Source organism: Nonomuraea antimicrobica, assembly GCF_039536965.1.
Classification (GTDB): Bacteria; Actinomycetota; Actinomycetes; order Streptosporangiales; family Streptosporangiaceae; genus Nonomuraea; species Nonomuraea antimicrobica.
The window spans coordinates 1-17,971 of sequence record NZ_BAAAZP010000136.1 but is presented as its reverse complement, the minus strand read 5'-3'; the positions used below and the strand labels follow the sequence as shown (position 1 = coordinate 17,971).

Sequence of the window (17,971 nt, the reverse complement as noted above, 5' to 3'; positions counted from 1 at the left end):
CCACAGGACCACCGCAGACGCCTTCTCGCAGGCAGAAGCCGCAGGACTCCCGCAGACGCCTTCCCGAGAAGCCGCACGGCTCCCGCACGCGCCTTCTCGGGAAGGTGCAACGCTCCCCTGCAAGCGTCCACTTGCGCAGAGGAGCAAGGATCTCCTGAGCGTCCTCCTGTGGCAGCGCCGGAAGCCTGTGGGTGGCTGCTCACGAAGAGCCGCGCGTTCTCTCGGAAAAGCCGCACGCCCCGTCCGGGAGCTCCCGGCGGGGCGTGCGCGGACGCGCGTGTGGTCGACCCGCAGGCCGACCGGCCGTCAGTCGAGGTAGTCGCGCAGCACCTGGGACCGAGACGGGTGGCGCAGCTTGGACATGGTCTTCGACTCGATCTGGCGGATGCGCTCACGGGTGACCCCGTAAACCTTGCCGATCTCGTCGAGCGTCTTGGGCTGCCCGTCGGTCAGGCCGAAGCGCATCGACACGACGCCCGCCTCGCGCTCCGACAACGTGTCGAGAACGGAGTGCAACTGCTCCTGCAGCAGCGTGAAGCTGACGGCGTCGGCCGGGACGATGGCCTCGGAGTCTTCGATCAGGTCACCGAACTCGCTGTCACCCTCCTCGCCCAGCGGGGTGTGCAGCGAGATGGGCTCGCGGCCGTACTTCTGGACCTCGACGACCTTCTCGGGCGTCATGTCCAGCTCGCGGGCCAGCTCTTCCGGCGTGGGCTCGCGGCCCAGGTCCTGCAGCATCTGCCGCTGGACGCGGGCCAGCTTGTTGATCACTTCGACCATGTGGACCGGGATGCGGATGGTCCGCGCCTGGTCGGCCATGGCACGCGTGATCGCCTGCCGGATCCACCACGTGGCGTAGGTGGAGAACTTGTAACCCTTGGTGTAGTCGAACTTCTCGACGGCCCTGATCAGGCCCAGGTTGCCTTCCTGGATCAGGTCGAGGAACAGCATGCCGCGCCCGGTGTAGCGCTTGGCCAGCGAGACCACGAGCCGGAGGTTGGCCTCCAGCAGGTGGTTCTTGGCGCGGCGGCCGTCTTCGGCGATCCACTCCAGCTCGGCCTTGACGTCGACCGGCAGCCCGTCGGTCTCGCCGCCGCCGAGCTGCTCCTCGGCGAACAGACCGGCCTCGATGCGCTTGGCCAGCTCGACCTCCTGCTCGGCGTTGAGCAGGGGGACCTTGCCGATCTGCTTGAGGTAGTCCTTGACCGGGTCGGCGGTGGCGCCGGCGGCGGCGACCTGCGCGACCGGGGCGTCATCGTCGTCGTCGGAGAGGATGAGGACCTCGTCCTCGCTCTTCTCCGCCGTGACCTCGGCCGCCTTGGGCTCCTCCTCGGTCTCTTCCTCGGACTCGGACTCGCCCTCGCTGTCGGACTCGCCCTCGGCGACGATGTCGTCGTCTTCGACGTCGATGTCTTCGAGGTCCTCCAGCTCCACGTCGCCGTCGAGCTCGATGTCATCGTCGTCGGCGTCGGCCCGCGAGGACTCGGGCGCCTTCGGCTTGGTCTCGGCAGGCCCAGCGCTCTTCGGCTCGGCCTTCTTGGCGGCGGCGGTGGCCGCGGCCTTCTTCGCCGCCGGAGCGGCCTTCTTGGCAGGGGCCGCCTTCTTGGCGGCCGGCTCGGCTTCAGCGGTGCCGACGACCGCGGTCACGGTCTCGGGCTGCTGCTCTTTGGCGGCCGCCGCCGTCTTGGTCTTGACGGGGGCGGCGGTGCGGCGCTTTGCTGGACGAGCCTTCTTCGGCGCAGCCGAATCCGCGGCGGTCACCACCACGGTCACGCCCTCTTTGCTGAGGTTCCGCAAGAACGCGGCGGCGTGCGACATGGGGATGTCCGCCTCCTCGAAGGCCTGACGGACATCCTCAGACTCGAGGAAACCCTGCGAGCGCCCACGCTCGAGCAGTCGCTGAATGACGGGCTCGTTCAGCTCTTGTGGCTTCGAGCGAGTCGAACTTGCAGGCGACACGAACACCTCTCGAACGAACGCGTGGCGACAATGGACCCAGATGCCCGCTGGGGGGCTGTTGCCTCTCTCGGAGATCGTTGAGGCCGTGCGGACCGCGACGGACCTGCACAGCATTGTGACACGACCCCGCGCTTCACACGGCCACCTCCCGGCGGTTGACCTCCACCCTAGGCCGACCAACACAGTAGTGCGTACGTAAGCGGGGCACTGATACCCGAAAGCAACCGTTATGACTGTTTCATTCAGTCACTCTTCGTAGCTGGTGGGACGTGAATTGCGAGCGCGGTAACGTCATCATCCTGTTCATATCCGAACAACATCCGGTCAACCAGGAAGTCCAGCAGCATGTGCGGACTTCTCACCACCTCAGGCGGGGCTTCGGTCACAACACTGCAAAGCTCTGCCAAACCGGCATCCAGCCCGCGCTTCCTGTTCTCGACGAGGCCGTCGGAGTAGAGCACGGCGGTATGGCCGGGCGGCACCACGAACCGGAACTGCCTGCGGCTGGTCGGCCAGCCTAGCGGAGTGCCGGGCTCTGCGTCGCACAGGATCGCCGTGCCCTGCGGAGAGACCAGAACAGGCGGCGGGTGACCGGCCAGAGCCAGCGTGCCCTCACCGGTGACGGGCTCGACGACCATGTACGCCAGGGTCGTGACCTGCTCTTCTTCCTCGGTGGCCTCGAAGACCCGGTCGAGGCCGGTGAGCACGGCCGCGGGCGGCGGGTTGGTCAGCGCCAAGGCCCGCATGGCGTTGCGGATGCGGCCCATCCCCGCCGCCGCCTTCACGCCCTTGCCCATGACGTCGCCGACCACCGCCGCGACACGCCCGTCCTGCAGCACGAACGCGTCGTACCAGTCGCCGCCGACCTGGACGTGGCGGCTGCCCGAGCGGAACCGCTGGGCCAGCTCCAGGCCCTTGACCACGGGCAGGCGGTCGGGCAGCAGGCTGCGCTGCAACGTCTCGGCCGTGCGGTGCTCACGCTCGAACAGCGTGGCCCGCTCCACCGCCAGCGCGCACTGCCCGGCCAGCGCCTCCAGGAAGACGCCGTCCTCCTGCGAGATCTTCTGCGGGCGGGTGAAGGAGAATCGGAGCGCTCCCAGGGCGCGGCCCGCGGCCAGGAGCGGCAGCCCCACCCACGCCTTCTCGTCGCCGTGGGCCAGGAACCCCGCCAGCACCTCCTCGTCGCCGCCCACCTCGAGGAGCTGGGCCTTCAGCGAATCGGGCGACTCGGCGAAGACCGGCCTGCGGCTGTTGACCGCCATGGTCATCACGTTGGAGTGGGACAGCGGGATCTCGTCGCCGGTGGCCCCGGACGCCTCGAGGATGCCCTCGCCGTTGATCAGTTTGAGCGCGGCGCGGTCGGTGTCGAGCAGCGCGACCGCCGAGCGGTCGGCGGCCAGGGCGGTGCGGCCCACGTCGATGATGACCTGCACCACCTGCTCGACCGTGAGCGCCTCGGCCAACTGCGCGGTGGCGCCCTGCAGCCGGGCGGTGCGCAGGGCGGCGGCGCCGAGCTGGTCGGTCAGCCTGCCGCGCATCTCCTCGGCCTCGCGCTGCGGCGTCACGTCGGTGTTGGCGCCCACCCACTCGACCACCCTGCCGTGGCGGATGATCGGCACGGCCCGCACCTCGAAGTGGCGGTAGCCGCTGGCCCTGGTGCGCACGCGGTAGTTCCACTCGAACATGGTCCGGCCGCGCAGCGCCTCGCGCCACGCCTCCTCGGTCTGCTGGCGCTCTTCCGGATGGACGACCTCCAGCCAGCCGCTGGCGAGGTATTCCTCGAGGCCCTGGCCGGTGATCGCGCGCCACTGCGGCGCGTCCTCGACGACCGCGCCGGTGGGCGAGGTGATCCAGACGAGCTGCGACTGCGCCTCGACCAGCGAGCGGTAGCGCTCCTCGCTGCGGCGCAGGGCCTCCTCGGTCTGGCGGCTCTCGGTCACGTCGAGGCCGACCAGGGCGATGGCGCGCAGCTCGCCGGCGTCGTCGTGGACCGGCGAGAACGACAGCGACCAGTGCCGGGTGTCGCCCTCGGCGGACCGCACCCGCACGCGGCCCTCGGTGACCGGCGCGTCGGTCTCGATCACGGCCTGTACGGCGTGCGTGATGATCTGGCTGAGGTCGGCGGCGAGCACCTCGACGGGCTGTCGGCCGGTCATGCGCTCGACGGCCACGTTGACGACGTCGCTGAACACGTCGTTGACCCGCTGGATGCGGCTGTCGGCGTCGAAGAACGCGAAGGCGAACTCCGCCTCCGACAACATGCCCCGGAAGAGGGCGGAGTCTGAGATGTCCACATCCGACTCCCGGGGACGGGGAACGGAGGTCTCGGCGCTCATGGTCCGCACCTCCGTCGCGTGCCAGGGTCTCCCACGCGGCACATCTCCATAACTGTGTATCGGCGTAGCGCAGCTCCGGGCGACCGGATCCTGCAGTACATCATCGACGATGGGCAGGTACGGACGGAAGCCCCCGCCGCGGCCCTGTCGCCTCTAGGGTCTACGCATCCTGTCAAAGTCGCTCCACGTTGCGCAGCAAGATCAGGTTACAGCGCCAGATTGCCGGGACGGATGCCCGCCACGGCTACTGGGCCTTGGCCGCGCGTTTGGCCTCCTGCTTGGCCGTCCGCACGCGCGCCAGACTGTCGGCGTCGATCACGTCGGCCACCGACCGATGCGAGCCATCCTCACCATAGAGTCCGGCCGCCTCACGCCAGCCTGGCGGCTGGACCCCCAGTTGCTTGCCCAGCAATGCCAAAAAGATCTGGGCCTTCTGCTTGCCGTATCCCGGCAGGGCCATGAGTCGTTTCAGCAACTCTTGGCCGTCGGCGGCGTCGGCCCATATCCGCTCCGGCCGCCCGTCGTAGTGCTCGACCAGGTAGAGCGCGAGCTGCTGGACCCGCGCCGCCATCGACTTCGGGTAGCGGTGCACGGCCGGCTTGTCCGCCAGCAGCGCGACGAACGCCTCCGGGTCGTAGGCGGCGATCTCGCCCGCGGTGAGGTCGTGACCGAGCCGCTGCGAGATCGTGTACGGCCCCGTGAACGCCCACTCCATGGGGATCTGCTGGTCGAGCAGCATTCCGACGAGCAGGGCGAGCGGGCTTCGGCCGAGGAGCTCGTCTGCCTCGCTCCGCTGGGCGAGCTGGATGCGCATGGAGACAGCTTCGCACGAAAGCACGCCGGGTGAAGTGAACACAGCCGTCGCGGGGCCTTGACACCCGCCCGAGAAAAGGTGAAATGAGAGCGCAAGTCGCCCTGCAGACATTCCTGGGGGTTTGCCCCGGGGCTCCAGAGGAATCTCACTTCTATGCTCGCTCTGGCCATACGGTTCCTGCGGGAGCCGGTCAGTCTCAGGCTCGCCGAAGAGTTCCTGACCGTGCCCGTGGACACGATCGATCGCTGCGTCGCCGACGTGTGCGCGTGCGCGCAGCACCTGGGCATCTCGGCGACGCCCGAAATCGTGGAACGCATCGCTCGTGAGCACCTGCTCGCGATCGTGAACTCCGCGCCCCCGCCCCGCGGCATTCGCTGACGCGTCGAAGGGGCGAACGCGGGCGAGGTAAGAGGCGAGGTAAGAATCGTCCGGATCGGCGTGCCCGCAGAAATCGCCGTTCCCGATAACATCGAGGTCACCAGGCCGAGTTCTACGCACCGTTTGCGCCTGGAATACGAGAGAGTGAGGGCGTGCGCCGACACCGACGAGATCCCCGGGAGAGCACCCCTCCGGACGACGTGTTCAAGGAGATGGTGCAGGCGGCTCGTGAGCTGCTGGCCGTGCGCACGCCTCTCGACGCCGAATTGATGGTCTCCGACATGATCGGGGCCTGGTGGGGCAGGCGGGTCAGGAGAGGCGACGTCGAGCAGGTGCTCGGGGAGGGGCTGGTCGACTACGGCGCCAAGGCAGGCACGCCGGCCTCGCTGACGCTGCTGATCTGCCTGGCCTATCTGGGCACCGCCCGCCAGGGCGCCAAGGCCGAGGGCGCGGCGCTGGCGATGATGGAGTCGGGGGTGGCCAGACCGGGCTGGGCCGACCGGGTGGGCGCGGTCAAGCCGGCCGGCTGCTACGTCTCCCGCGACGCCTACGGCGACCAGGACACCGTGATCTGCGTCTTCGCCTACCGCTCGATCGAGAGCGAGCAGTCGGTCGACCGCCACGCGCTGGTGCTGGTGGTCGACTACAACATGAACGGCATGGCGCGCGACGCCTGGGTGTCCTCCCAGGTCGACAAGTTGCTCGAGCAGGCCAGGGCCGAGGCGGCGGGCAATCCGCTGCTGCTGTTCGAGGAGATCGCGCCCGAGCAGGCCAGGGCGCTGCTGGAGTCGGCCATGAAGGCCACCAGAGAGCCCAAGACGCCGCCGCCGGTCAGCGACAGCTACAGCGCCTACCACGCCTTCGCCCGCGCCCGGCTCAAGGCGCTGCCTCCGGGGCGCAAGCGGCCGGCGCCGCTGCACAGCGAGGCCCCGTACAGCAGGGAGCGGCGGGCCATGCTGGCGGCGGAGTTCCTGGCCTCCGACGCGGCCGAGCACCTGTCCGACCCGTCGGCGGCCTCGCGCTGCGCCGACCACATCATCGACTACGGGTGCGAGCAGGACTTCAACCGGCCGCTGCGGGTGAGCCCGACCAAGTGCGAGACGTTCCTGCTCGACTGGCTGCCGCGCAAGGTGATGCTGAGCGTGGCCGAGCAGGAGGCGATGCCGCACGCCCTGTCGGCCTGGGTACGCTTCGCCGCGCACCGCACGGGCCTGCCCGAGCAGGGGCTCAAGGCCACGCTCGACGCGGTGTGGGGGGCGATCGGGAAGTTCCCCGAGGCGTACCGCGACCCGACGTCGTTCGGGCTCGACCGGCCGCTGCTGGAGCGGCTGCTGCCCGACGGCGACCTGTCGGCGCTGGCCAGGCGGGCCTTCGCGTTCCCCTATCTGCAGGGCACGCACAACGGGATCGAGCTCGACCGGCTCGACCCCGCCGACCAGGCCGACCGGCGTACGTTACTCGAGATCGACCACGGCGGCACGATCGACCAGGAGCACCTGGCCTGGCACGAGGAGATCGCCACCCGGCTGTGGGACGGCGACCCGCCCCAGCTCTGGGAGGCGGCGCAGCGCCTGCTCGACCTCGGCCACGACCGCCACGACGTGCTGCACGTGCTCATCGAGATCGTGGAGCGCATCGGCGGCGACCCCGACGAGCTGGCCGCGGCCCTCGACGACATCGCCGACATACCCGACGAGTTCTGAGCCACGGGCCCGCCCCTCCGGCGGCTTCGACGGTGCACCACTCCCCCGGCCGCGCACCGGACGTCTGGAGCACATGCCCTGGCTCGTTCCACTTTGTCCGGCGACGGCGGCGAGATCGGCCCGGTCACTCGGACGGTGTTCGTCGCGCCGAAGGGGCGATGCCGCCATGATGGTGCCATGGTGATCGACCTCAACGCGGACCTGGGCGAGGGTTTCGGCATCTGGCGGCTGGGCGACGACCTCGCGCTGCTCGACATCGTCACGAGCGCCAACGTGGCCTGCGGGTTCCACGCCGGCGACCCGGTGACGATCAGGCGCACGTGCGCGGCGGCCGTCGACCGCGGCGTGGCGATCGGGGCGCAGGTGTCCTATCGCGACCTGGCCCACTTCGGGCGCAGAGAGATGGACGTCGAGCCGGAGGAGCTGTGCGCCGAGGTGCTCTACCAGCTCGCGGCCGTCGACGGCATCGCCAGGGCGATGGGCGGCCGGGTCTCCTACGTCAAGCCGCACGGCGCGCTCTACAACCGGATCTGCCGCGACGACGTGCAGGCGGCGGCCGTGATCGACGCGGTGGCCGACTACGACCCTTCGCTGCCGGTGCTGACGCTGCCCGGCTCGGTCGTGCACAAGGTGGCGGCGGCCGAGGGCGTGCCGACGGTGAGCGAGGCGTTCGCCGACCGCGCGTACACCGCTCAGGGCATGCTGGTGCCGCGCCGCGAGCCGGGCGCGGTCATCCACGACGAAGCCGCGGTGTCCGCGCGTGCCCTGCAGATGGCCGTGAACGGCTCTGTGACGGCCGCTGACGGGACTTCCGTCCCGATTTCCGCGCGTTCCATCTGCGTTCACGGAGACACGCCTGACGCCGTCAGGCTGGCGCAGGGAGTGCGTGACACTCTGCTGGCGGCCGGAGTGGTCCTCCAGGCGTTCACGTGATCCGGACGGCCGGGGAGCACGGGCTGCTGGTGGAGACGGGCTCGCTGGAGCTGTCGCACCGGCTGGACGCGGCGCTGCGGGCGCTGCGGCCCGACGGGGTCGTGGAGATCGTGCCGGGTCCGGAGACGGTGCTGGTGGTGGCCCCGGGCGCGGATCAGGGCCGGTTGCGGGCCCGGCTGAAAGAGCTGGTGCGGGAGGAACGCGGCCGGGCTGCCACGGGCGCGTCCGGTGAGCGGCAGGTGGTGACGATCCCCGTGGTCTACGACGGGGCCGACCTCGACTCCGTGGCGGCGCTGGCGGGGATCTCCGCCGACGAGGTGGTCGCCCGGCACACGGGGCGGGAGCTGGTGGTGGGGTGGCTGGGGTTCGCCCCGGGCTTCGCCTATCTCACCGGCCTCGATCCGGTGCTGGAGACGCCGAGGCTGGACACGCCGCGCACGTCGGTGCCCGCCGGGTCGGTGGCGGTGGCGGGGCCTTACTCGGCGGTGTACCCGGCCGCGTCGCCGGGCGGGTGGCGGCTCATCGGGCGGACGACGACGCGGGTGTGGAACGTGACGGCCGACCCGCCCGCGCTGTTCAGGCCGGGCATGCGCGTACGGTTCGAGGCGGCATGATCGAGGTCGTGGCGGCGGGGCCGTACGCGACCGTCCAGGATCTGGGCCGGCCCGGTCTGGCCCATCTGGGGGTGCCCCGGTCGGGCGCGGCAGACGCGCCGAGCCTGCGGCTGGCCAACCGGCTGGTCGGCAACCCCGAGGGGCTGGCGGGGATCGAGCTGACGTTCGGGCTGGCGCGGCTGCGCTTCCTGGCCGGGGCATGGGTGGCGCTGGCGGGCGCGCCCCTGGCGTCGGGGGCGGACATGGGGGCGCCGTTCTGGGTTCCCTCGGGCGGTGAGCTGCGGCTGGGGCCGCCGGTGTGGGGGCTGCGCACGTACGTGGCCGTGCGGGGCGGGATCGCGGTGGAGCCGGTGCTGGGCAGCCGGTCCACCGACTCCCTGTCGGGGCTGGGGCCCGAGCCGCTGCGGCCGGGCACGCTGCTGCCGGTCGGGCGGCCGGAGGGGGTGATCTCCGTCGATCTGGCGCCCCAGGCGGGGCCGCGGCCGGCCGTGCTGCGGGTGCTGCCGGGGCCTCGGGACGACTGGTTCGTCACGGAGGCGGTGGGCGAGCTGTGCGCGCGGCCGTACACGGTGACGCAGGACAGCAACCGCGTCGGCGTACGGCTGCGCGGCCCCGAGCTGGCCCGCGCCAAGGACGGCGAGCTGCCCAGCGAGGGCATGGTCACCGGGGCCGTGCAGGTGCCGCCGAGCGGGCAGCCCATCGTGTTCCTCGCCGACCATCCCCCGACCGGGGGCTATCCGGTGATCGCCGTGGTGCGCGAGGCCGACCTGCCGATCGCCGCCCAGCTCAGGCCGGGCGACGAGGTGCGCTTCACAACGCGACCCGGCCCGTGACGCAGGTGAGGACGGCGCCGCCGACCCAGACGTCCCCTTCCGCGCCGGCGGAGACGTGGATCCGGCCCGCGCGGCCGATCGCGGTGCCCTGGGAGGCCAGGTAAGGGGCCGTGGCTCGGCCGGTGCGCAGCAGCCACTGGGCCAGAGAGGCGTTGAGGCTGCCGGTCACGGGGTCCTCCACGGTGGCGCCCTGGTACGGGGTGAACGCCCGTACCTCGAACGCGACCGGCTCCCCCGCCGGGTACGGGCCCACCACGCCGACGTCCACCGGCACCGCCCCCGGGCGCAGCGCGAGCACCGCCGCGGCGTCCGCCAGCAGCACCCCGACCCAGCCTGGGCCGTTGTCGGCCCATTCGGCGGCGACGACGTCGGCGCGCCCGATGCCGAGCGACTCGGCGATGCGTACCAGAAGGTCCTCGTCCACGGGCCCCGAGCGGATCAGGGGCGGCGCCTGGAACGCCAGGCCGTCGTCCGAGACGCGCAGGCGGACGAGCCCGACCTCGCACTCCTGCACGACCTCGCCGGCCGCGCGCGGCTCGCCTCCGGCCTCCAGCCAGGCGTGGCAGGAGCCCAGGGTGGGATGCCCGGCGAAGGGCAGCTCGGACTCGGTGGTGAAGATGCGGACGCGGTAGTCGGCGTCCGGCGTGGTGGGCGGCAGCAGAAAGGTGGTCTCGGCCAGGTTCGTCCACCTGGCGAAGCGCTGCATCTCGTCCGCGGTGAGCCCGTCACCGTCGAGCACGACCGCGAGCGCGTTGCCCTGGTAGGGGGCGGAGGCGAAGACATCGACCTGGGTGAATCGGCGCGACATACGACGGAGTCTCGCAGACGGGTCTTTTCCCGATAACGTGCCGCCCGCAAACTGGACCACGTGGCGGACTTTGACGTTGTGGTCCTGGGTTCCGGACCAGGTGGGCAGAAGGCGGCGATCGCGGCCGCGAAACTCGGCAAGCGAGTGGCGGTGGTCGAGAAGAAACACATGATCGGCGGCGTATGCATCAACACGGGCACGATCCCGTCGAAGACGCTGCGCGAGGCCGTCCTCTACCTCACGGGTCTCAACCAACGCGACCTGTACGGCGCCAGCTACCGCGTGAAGGAGGAGATCACGGTCGCCGACCTGGGGATGCGCACCCAGCACGTGATCGGCAGGGAGATCCAGGTGATCCGCAGCCAGCTCGCCCGCAACCACGTGACGGTGCTGCACGGCACCGGCCGCTTCCTGGACGCGCACACGATCGGCGTCACGGGCGACGAGGAGAGGAAGATCACGGCCGAGAAGATCGTGATCGCCACGGGCACCTCGCCCGCCCGTCCGGCCACCGTCGAGTTCGACGACAGGACGGTGATCGACTCCGACGCCATCCTGCACCTCGACCGGGTCCCCGAGACGCTGGTCGTGGTGGGCGCGGGGGTGATCGGCATCGAGTACGCCTCCATGTTCGCCGCCCTCGGCACCAAGGTCACGGTGGTGGAGCGGCGCGATCGCATGCTGGAGTTCTGCGACCTGGAGATCGTGGAGGCGCTGAAGTACCACCTGCGCGACCTGGCGGTGACCTTCAGGTTCGGCGAGAGCGTGGCGGCCGTCGAGCGCCGCCCGCGCGGTGCGCTGACTCTGCTGGAGAGCGGCAAGAAGATCCCCGCCGACTGCGTGATGTACTCGGCCGGCCGCCAGGGCAAGACCGTCGAGCTGTGCCTGGAGGCCGCGGGCCTGGCCGCCGACGACCGCGGACGGATCTCGGTGGACGAGAACTTCGCCACCGAGGTGCCGCACATCTACGCCGTCGGCGACGTGATCGGCTTCCCCGCGCTCGCGGCCACGTCGATGGAGCAGGGCCGCCTGGCCGCCCAGCACGCGTGCGGCGAGCCCGCGGGCGACCTGACCGAACTGCCGCCCATCGGCATCTACACCATTCCGGAGATCAGCTTCGTCGGCCGGTCCGAGGACGAGCTGACCCGCGACAAGGTGCCGTTCGAGGTGGGTGTCTCGCGCTACCGGGAGCTGGCCAGGGGGCAGATCATCGGCGACTCGTACGGGATGCTCAAGCTGCTGGTGTCCTCGGAGGACCGGCGGCTGCTCGGCGTGCACGTGTTCGGCACGGGGGCGACGGAGCTGGTGCACATCGGGCAGACCGTCATGGGGTGCGGCGGGACCGTCGACTACCTGGTCAACGCCGTGTTCAACTATCCGACGCTGGCGGAGTCGTACAAGGTGGCGGCGCTGGACGCGATGAACAAGATGCGGACGGTCGCCCGGCTCACCGCGGAGATGTGAGCCGGGCCGAACGTCTGTCAGCAGATCAGTTGAGCGTCCACTTCTGGTTGGCGGCGCCCGTGCAGGCCCAGATCTGCAGCCGGGTGCCGTCGGCGCTGGAGTTTCCCGTGGCGTCGGCGCACTTGTTCGTGACGGGGTTCACCAGGTCGCGGCCCGCGGTGTGGGTCCACTGCTGGTTCGCGCCGCCGGTGCAGGACCACAGTTGCAGCATGCTGCCGTCGGCGGTGCCGTTGCCGACGACGTCGAGGCACTTGCCGAGGGCCCGCAGCGTGCCGTCGCCCGGCCGGGTCCACTGCTGGGCGGCGGTGCCGTTGCAGGCGTAGAGCTGTACGGCGGCGCCGTCGGCGCTGCTGCCGCCTGCCACGTCGACGCACTTGCCGCCCAGGCCGGTGATCTGGCCGCCCCCGCCGGAGCCCGGCGTGCCCGACCAGGTGAACGTGGCCGTGGTGCGGGCGGGCAGCGTGTGCACGAAGGACTGGCCGCCCCAGTTGACCCTGACCGACTGCGCCGAGGTGCCGCCGTTGTGGGCGATGAGCGCCTTGGAGCCGTCGGGGTTGCGGTAGGCCACGTTCTGGACCGTGGAGTTGGCGGTGGAGTCGATCCGGTACGCCCCCGGCTTGACGAACTTGGTCAGGTGGCCGGTCGTGTAGTACTCGATCGTGTAGTCGACCTGGCCGGCGCGCGGGCCGCCCTCCTGGACCGTGATCAGGCCGGTGCAGGTGCCGCAGCCGCCGTTGTGCGGGCCCATGTTCTGGTTGAGGCCCAGGCTCCACTTGACCAGGCTGCCGCTCCAGTTGCGGGCGTAGTTCACGATGTCGGCCATGTCCTCGTTGTGCTGGTTGGCGATCCAGGTGCCGCCCGAGTGCTCGGTGCTGAACTGCCGTACCGAGGGGTACTGGTTGTGCACCTGCGTGCCCACCGCCGGGTCACCCCAGTAGCCGTGCCAGGCGATGCCGCCGAACAGCGGGTCGTTGCGCAGCGCCGAGTCGGCCAGGATGGCGCTGCCGATCTGGCCGTAGTCGCCGTAGTTCCAGTCGTGGACGAGCAACTTCGTGGTGATGCCCGCCGCGCGGAAGGCCGGGTAGACGAAGTTCTTGGTCAGTTCGATGAGGCCGGAGGCGTTCCAGGACATGCCGGGGTAGTTCATGGCGGTCGGGTTGGACGCCTGGCAGCAGTTGGGCTCGTTCTGGACGGAGACGTAGTCGACGCGGACGCCGGCCGCCTGGTAGCTCTGGATGTACTTGACCAGGTACTGGGCGTAGGTGCCGTAGTGCTCCCACTTCAGCCAGCCCATCTGGTCCATCCGGCCGTTGTCCTTCATCCAGCCGGGAGCGCTCCACGGCACGCCCTTGACCCGCAGCGCCGGGTTGAGCTGCTTGGCCTGGGCGGTCAGCAGGCGCACGTTGGTGTCGTAGCCGTTGGCGCCGAAGTCGTTGAGGTCGCAGCAGGTGTCGTCGAGGGAGACCATGCCGGGCCGCGACAGGTCGGAGGCGCCGATCGGGTTGCGGACGAAGGACAGGCCGATGCCGTCGGTCGGCGAGAACAGCCCGCGCATCACCGCGTCGCGCGTGGCCGCGCTGACGGGACCGCCGCGCAGCAGGTAGGCGGTGGTGTCGGTGATCGACGCCCCGCCACCCTCGAACTGCTGGTACGTGGTGCCCTCGTTGACGGTGATCGTGTGGTTGGCGGTGCCGCCCGCGGGGCCGAACGCGATCTGCGTCTGCTGCTGGAGCCCTCGGGTGACGTTGCGTCCGCCGGAGTCGGAGGTGGTCGTGAGCCAGACGTTCACGGGCTCGTTGGCCGCGAGGGCCGGGGCGGGCGCGGCCACACATAAGGCGGCCGCGCAGGTGAGCGCGAGCAGGATCCTGGACACGGCGTGAGTCCTTTCAGGGCTTGGGGGGTGATGCCCTTGAAACAAATGAAACAAATGCGTAACACTGCTTGCATTGAGCAGAAGAGCATGAGTCAAGCGGGCAGTCAAGCCATGTAACAAATGAAACAATCAGCGCGGAGCCGGGCCCGTCGAGCCCCGGACGACCAGCTCGGTGCCCAGCGAGACGTGCAGCGCCTCAAGGGTGTGCCTGCTGATCAGCCGCATCAGCAGGGTGACCGCCATCCGGCCCATCTCCTGCAGCGGCTGCCGCACGGTGGTCAGCGCGGGCGAGGTCGCCCTGCTGATGTCGATGTCGTCGAAACCGGCCACCGACAGGTCGCCCGGCACGCTCAGCCCGCGCTCGGCCGCCGCCCGCAGCGCGCCCACCGCCATCTTGTCGTTGAACGCCACCAGCGCCGTCGGCCGCTCCGGCAGGTCGAGCAGCTCGCCGGCCGCCCGGTAGCCGTGCTCGATGTTCGGCTCCGGCACGATGCGCAGCAGCTCGGGCGCCGGCAGCACCCCGGCGTCGGCCAGCGAGGCGGTGTAGCCGGCCAGCCGGGCCTCGCTGGGCAGCCACTTGAGCGGGCCGCCGATGATGCCGACCCGGCGGTGGCCCAGCTCCACCACGTGCGCCATGAGCGTACGCCCGCCCGCGAAGTGCGCGGCCGAGACGGCCACGATGTCCTTGGGCGGCGGGGTACGCGGGTCGATGACCACGAAGGGGAAGCCGCGGTCGCGCAACCGTACGAGCTCCTCCCCCGGCTCGGGCGGCAGGATCAGGATCGCGCCCGCGACGCCGGGCCGGTCGGGCAGGCCGGGCAGCACCGCGCTCCCCTGCGCCGCCTCCCCCGCGCCGAGGACCATCTGCCGGCCGTGCAGCTCGATGGTCTCGCCCACCGAGGAGACGATGAGCCCGAAATAGTCGGTCAGCACGTACGGGCAGCGCACGTAGACGGCGCCCGTCGCGGCATCCTGCCCGGGAACGGGCCCTGCCTCAGGCCCAGCGTCGGGCCTGGCGTCCGGCAGGGCGCGCGGTCTCGGCGCCTGGTCGCCCAGCCGGCCCACGGCGCGCAGCACCAGCTCGCGGGTGTGCGGGGCGACGTTGGACTGACCGTTGAGCACGCGCGAGACCGTGGCGATGGACAGGCCGGTCTCCGCCGCGACGTCACGCACCGTCGCGCGCGCCCTGCCCGACCGCTCCTCCATCACGCTCCCCCGCTCGCCAGTGGCGTCAGGATATTCACCGGCCGGACCCGATCTCCACCCCGCGCCGCCGGGCGGGACCGGGGGCGGGGCGCATCGGCCAGGAGTGGGGTGGGTCGGGCGGGTCAGCCGGAGGAGGGGCGGGTCAGCCGCCGGAGGAGGGGCGGCGGCTGCGGGGTGCGGGCTTCTTGCGGCCCGCCACCAGGGTGTCGCCAGGCGCGGGCGCGGGGTCCTCGTTGCGCTTGGGCTCTCCGGCCGACGCGCGGGCCCGCGGGTGCGGGGCGGTGTCCTCCGTGGGAGAGACCGGCTCGTCGGGCGGGGACGCGTCCGCCGCCGAGTCGTCCGGCGCCGAGTCTCCCTGCACCGGGTCGCCCGGCGGGGACGCGGCTGGCGACGGCAGGGACGCGGGAGGCCCGGGAGGTTCCCTGAGGGAGGCGATGACGCGATCGGCCTCCGTGTCGGCCGCGAACTCGTCGGCCGCCGCCGACTCCCTCCGCCGGATCACGACCATGTGGTCCACCGACACCCGTCCCGCGCCGACCACGGCGAGCAGGAGGGAGGCGGCTCCGAGGAGGATCAGCTCGTTCATGCTGATGGGGTTGAGCGGCGGGGCCACCACGAACACGGCCAGCGCCTCGGCGAAGAGGATCAGCCCGGTCATCGCGACGGCGAGACCGGCGATCAGCAGGGCGCCGCCGATCAGCTCGGCGAGCATGGTGACCGTGGCCCAGGCGCCGGGCGCGGGGGCGCCCTGCTCCAGGAACTTCGCGCCGGTGACTTTCAGACCGTCTTCCAGCTTGGCCCAGCCGTTGGCGAAGAAGATGCCGCCCACGCCGAGGCGGGCGACTAAAGCGGCAAGATCACGAAGGGCCTGTTTCACGGTAGTTGTCTGCCCTGAACGGGACATGGCACACCTCAATCACGGCTGAGCAGCGCGGCCACCGCGACGGCGGTCACGCTGAGCAGGACGACGCTCACGACCACGGTCGTGTGCAGAGCATTGACGAAGGCCCACCGGGCGGCGTCGAGCAGTGCCCCGCCCGCGTGGCCGCCGACCTGGTCGGCGACGTGCGCCGCCGCAGCCAGCGACTGCCTGGCCTCGTCCATGCCACGGGACGGCACTCCTGGCACGGTGGGGAGCCCGGGGGCGTACACGATCGTGGTGATCGTGCCGAGCACGGCCACGCCGAGCCCGGCCCCCAGCTCGTACGCGGTCTCCTCGATGGCGGCGGCCCCGCCCGCCTTGGACTCGGGGGCGGCGGCCATGATCGTGTCGGACGCGGCCAGCAGCGCCACCTGCACCCCGAACCCGATGCCCACGAAACAGATCGCCAGCATCACGGGGTGCCCCTCGACGCCCCAGGTCAGGGTGGGGGTCAGGGCGAGCGCGACGAGGGCGAGGCCGCCGCTCATCGTGGCCCGCAGGCCGAGCCTGGGCAGGATGTGGGCCGCCGCGAGCCCGCCGGAGACGGCCGCGACGACCAGGGGCAGCATCCGCAGCGCCGCGCGTACGGGGGTGTCGCCGAGCACGAGTTGCAGGTACTGGGCGAGCATGAGCTGCAGCCCCACCAGCGCGAACACGCCAAGCAGCACACCCGCGACCCCGGTGGCGAACTCGCGCCGCCGAAACAGCCCGACCTCCAGGAACGGCTCGCGCAGCCGCGTCTGCCGCCGTACGAACGCCACCAGCAGCCCCAGCCCGGCCAGGAACACCGCCGCCGACGCCCACAACGGCATCAGGCTGCCCGACCCCGCCTCCTTCAGCCCGAACGCCAGCGCCAGGATGCCGAACACCGACAGCAGGGCGCTGGCGCCGTCCCACGGCCGGTCCCGGCGTTCGCGCGACTCCGGCAGCAGGCGTACGGCGGCGGGCAGCAGCACCAGCAGGATCGGCACGTTGATCAGAAAGACCGCGCCCCACCAGATGCCGACGAGCACGCCGCCGATGAGCGGCCCGACCGCCGCGCCGGCCGCCGCGACCGCGCTCCAGACGCCCAGCGCGATGGCCCGCTCGCGCCGGTCGGTGAACACCTGCCGGATCAGCGACAGGGTGGCCGGCATGATCATGGCGCCGCCGACGCCGAGCAGCGCCCTGGCCAGGATCAGGGTCAGCGGGGTCGGGGCGAACGCGGCCGCCGCCGAGGCCAGCCCGAACAGCACGAAGCCCCACAGGACCAGCCGTTTGCGGCCGTACTTGTCGCCGAGCGTGCCGAACATGATCAGCAGCGGCGCGACCACCAGCGAATAGACGTCGATGATCCACAGCAGTTGCACGGCGGAGGGCTCGAGCGCGGCCGTGAGCGTGGGCACCGCGATGTGCAGGACGGTGGCGTCGACCGTGATCAGCAACAGGCTCAGGCAGAGCAGCACGAGAACGGCCCAGCGGCGCTGCTGGGGGTCGCGGTCGGCCATGCGTACGGGGGGTGCGGCCTGTGTGACGGTCATGGGCCTCCTTGCAGGCCGATCCCGTCAACGATCCGTTCAGACAGGGCCCGCACGTGCTGGTGGTCGGCGACGGCGGACCAGCGACTCACCGCTGCTCACCGCCGCCCGGCTCCGGCGCTCCGGCTTGCGTGGCAGCTTAGGCCATGCCACGCGCTTGTCATAGCGGTATCGCCTGATCCGGGATCCCGGCACGACCTCTCTAGAGAGATACAGCAATATGTCGGGATCTATCCAACCTTGGAGCACCCGCCGATCATGGGACTCGTGGGGACCGACGCACGTGGCACACGAGACAACCCTTCCGACCGGTCCGCACGCGAATGGTGTGACGAGGCCCTGGCCAGACTGAACGCCGGGCGTCCTGAATCCGCGCTGGACGCCGCCCGCAACGCCGCCGACCTGGACCCGTCCGCCGAATGGCCGCAGCGGCTCGTCAGCCTCGCGCACGAACGGCTGGGCCGCGACGCCGACGCCGTGGCCGCCGCCGAGCGGGCCGTGGACCTGGCCCGCGGCTCCTGGCCCGCCCGGTTGCGCCTGGCGGCGGTGCTGCGCCGGGTACCCGGGCGCTGGGGCGAGGCGGTCGAGCACGCCACGCTGGCCGGGCGGTT

The 17,971-nt window shown here is 71.2% G+C and carries 14 protein-coding genes and 1 pseudogene; 7 read left to right on the top strand and 8 right to left on the bottom strand.

Translation table 11 applies throughout. From position 1 onward, the window contains the following. Nucleotides 1-306: 306 nt before the first annotated feature. From ABD844_RS34420 to ABD844_RS34410, 3 genes are all read right to left on the bottom strand, one after another. Nucleotides 307-1,959, bottom strand: coding sequence for an RNA polymerase sigma factor (locus ABD844_RS34420; protein ID WP_344887255.1), 1,653 nt, complete (start codon nt 1,957-1,959; stop codon nt 307-309). Between the two features lie 242 nt (nt 1,960-2,201). After that, a complete protein-coding gene (locus ABD844_RS34415) occupies nt 2,202-4,295 on the bottom strand; it encodes a SpoIIE family protein phosphatase (protein WP_344887253.1) in 2,094 nt (697 codons plus the stop codon). A 244-nt stretch (nt 4,296-4,539) separates the two neighbouring features. Next, complete coding sequence (locus ABD844_RS34410) at nt 4,540-5,109, bottom strand: HhH-GPD-type base excision DNA repair protein (protein ID WP_344887251.1); 570 nt, start codon at nt 5,107-5,109, stop codon at nt 4,540-4,542. 153 nt (nt 5,110-5,262) lie between these two features. Here ABD844_RS34410 and ABD844_RS34405 point away from each other — a divergent pair, with 153 nt between their 5' ends. From ABD844_RS34405 to ABD844_RS34385, 5 genes are all read left to right on the top strand, one after another. After that, nucleotides 5,263-5,487, top strand: coding sequence for a hypothetical protein (locus tag ABD844_RS34405; RefSeq protein ID WP_344887249.1), 225 nt, complete (start codon nt 5,263-5,265; stop codon nt 5,485-5,487). 212 nt (nt 5,488-5,699) lie between these two features. After that, nucleotides 5,700-7,190: a hypothetical protein gene (locus ABD844_RS34400; RefSeq protein ID WP_344887297.1), complete on the top strand. Its 1,491-nt coding sequence runs from the start codon at nt 5,700-5,702 to the stop codon at nt 7,188-7,190. Between the two features lie 177 nt (nt 7,191-7,367). Beyond that, nucleotides 7,368-8,123, top strand: coding sequence for a LamB/YcsF family protein (locus tag ABD844_RS34395; RefSeq protein WP_344887247.1), 756 nt, complete (start codon nt 7,368-7,370; stop codon nt 8,121-8,123). Continuing rightward, nucleotides 8,120-8,737 carry a 5-oxoprolinase subunit B family protein gene (locus tag ABD844_RS34390; RefSeq protein ID WP_344887245.1) on the top strand — a complete coding sequence of 206 codons (618 nt, stop codon included), beginning with the start codon at nt 8,120-8,122 and terminating at the stop codon, nt 8,735-8,737. Before ABD844_RS34395 ends, ABD844_RS34390 begins: the two co-directional genes overlap by 4 nt. Further along, nucleotides 8,734-9,570: a 5-oxoprolinase subunit C family protein gene (locus tag ABD844_RS34385; RefSeq protein ID WP_344887243.1), complete on the top strand. Its 837-nt coding sequence runs from the start codon at nt 8,734-8,736 to the stop codon at nt 9,568-9,570. The genes ABD844_RS34390 and ABD844_RS34385 overlap by 4 nt, the downstream gene beginning before the upstream one ends. On the opposite strand, the gene ABD844_RS34380 is transcribed toward ABD844_RS34385, so the two are convergent. Next, a complete protein-coding gene (locus tag ABD844_RS34380) occupies nt 9,548-10,378 on the bottom strand; it encodes a PhzF family phenazine biosynthesis protein (RefSeq protein ID WP_344887241.1) in 831 nt (276 codons plus the stop codon). The two genes, ABD844_RS34385 and ABD844_RS34380, sit on opposite strands and share 23 nt — an antisense overlap. 60 nt (nt 10,379-10,438) lie before the next feature. On the opposite strand from ABD844_RS34380, the gene sthA reads away from it, so the two are divergent. Further along, nucleotides 10,439-11,842: a Si-specific NAD(P)(+) transhydrogenase gene (gene sthA / locus ABD844_RS34375; RefSeq protein ID WP_344887239.1), complete on the top strand. Its 1,404-nt coding sequence runs from the start codon at nt 10,439-10,441 to the stop codon at nt 11,840-11,842. A 25-nt stretch (nt 11,843-11,867) separates the two neighbouring features. Here sthA and ABD844_RS34370 read toward each other — a convergent pair whose 3' ends face one another. The 4 genes from ABD844_RS34370 to ABD844_RS34355 form a co-directional block, all read right to left on the bottom strand. Then, entirely contained in the window at nt 11,868-13,715 is a 1,848-nt protein-coding gene (locus ABD844_RS34370) for a ricin-type beta-trefoil lectin domain protein (protein WP_344887237.1), read from the bottom strand. A 129-nt stretch (nt 13,716-13,844) separates the two neighbouring features. Beyond that, a complete protein-coding gene (locus tag ABD844_RS34365; RefSeq protein WP_344887235.1) occupies nt 13,845-14,921 on the bottom strand; it encodes a LacI family DNA-binding transcriptional regulator in 1,077 nt (358 codons plus the stop codon). 142 nt (nt 14,922-15,063) lie between these two features. After that, nucleotides 15,064-15,798, bottom strand: a complete 735-nt coding sequence (locus ABD844_RS34360; RefSeq protein WP_344887232.1) for a DoxX family protein — start codon at nt 15,796-15,798, stop codon at nt 15,064-15,066. A 35-nt stretch (nt 15,799-15,833) separates the two neighbouring features. Then, nucleotides 15,834-17,363, bottom strand: coding sequence for an MFS transporter (locus tag ABD844_RS34355; RefSeq protein WP_344887230.1), 1,530 nt, complete (start codon nt 17,361-17,363; stop codon nt 15,834-15,836). A gap of 264 nt (nt 17,364-17,627) precedes the next feature. Here ABD844_RS34355 and ABD844_RS34350 point away from each other — a divergent pair. Further along, a pseudogene (locus tag ABD844_RS34350) lies at nt 17,628-17,971 on the top strand (hypothetical protein); the annotation flags it as partial.

Coding starts and splice junctions, on each gene's coding strand:
- ABD844_RS34415 (WP_344887253.1), bottom strand. CDS start 4,295: ATGAGCGCCGAGACCTCCGTTCCCCGTCCCCGGGAGTCGGATGTGGAC.
- ABD844_RS34410 (WP_344887251.1), bottom strand. CDS start 5,109: ATGCGCATCCAGCTCGCCCAGCGGAGCGAGGCAGACGAGCTCCTCGGC.
- ABD844_RS34405 (WP_344887249.1), top strand. CDS start 5,263: ATGCTCGCTCTGGCCATACGGTTCCTGCGGGAGCCGGTCAGTCTCAGG.
- ABD844_RS34400 (WP_344887297.1), top strand. CDS start 5,700: ATGGTGCAGGCGGCTCGTGAGCTGCTGGCCGTGCGCACGCCTCTCGAC.
- ABD844_RS34395 (WP_344887247.1), top strand. CDS start 7,368: ATGGTGATCGACCTCAACGCGGACCTGGGCGAGGGTTTCGGCATCTGG.
- ABD844_RS34385 (WP_344887243.1), top strand. CDS start 8,734: ATGATCGAGGTCGTGGCGGCGGGGCCGTACGCGACCGTCCAGGATCTG.
- ABD844_RS34380 (WP_344887241.1), bottom strand. CDS start 10,378: ATGTCGCGCCGATTCACCCAGGTCGATGTCTTCGCCTCCGCCCCCTAC.
- ABD844_RS34365 (WP_344887235.1), bottom strand. CDS start 14,921: ATGGAGGAGCGGTCGGGCAGGGCGCGCGCGACGGTGCGTGACGTCGCG.
- ABD844_RS34355 (WP_344887230.1), bottom strand. CDS start 17,363: ATGACCGTCACACAGGCCGCACCCCCCGTACGCATGGCCGACCGCGAC.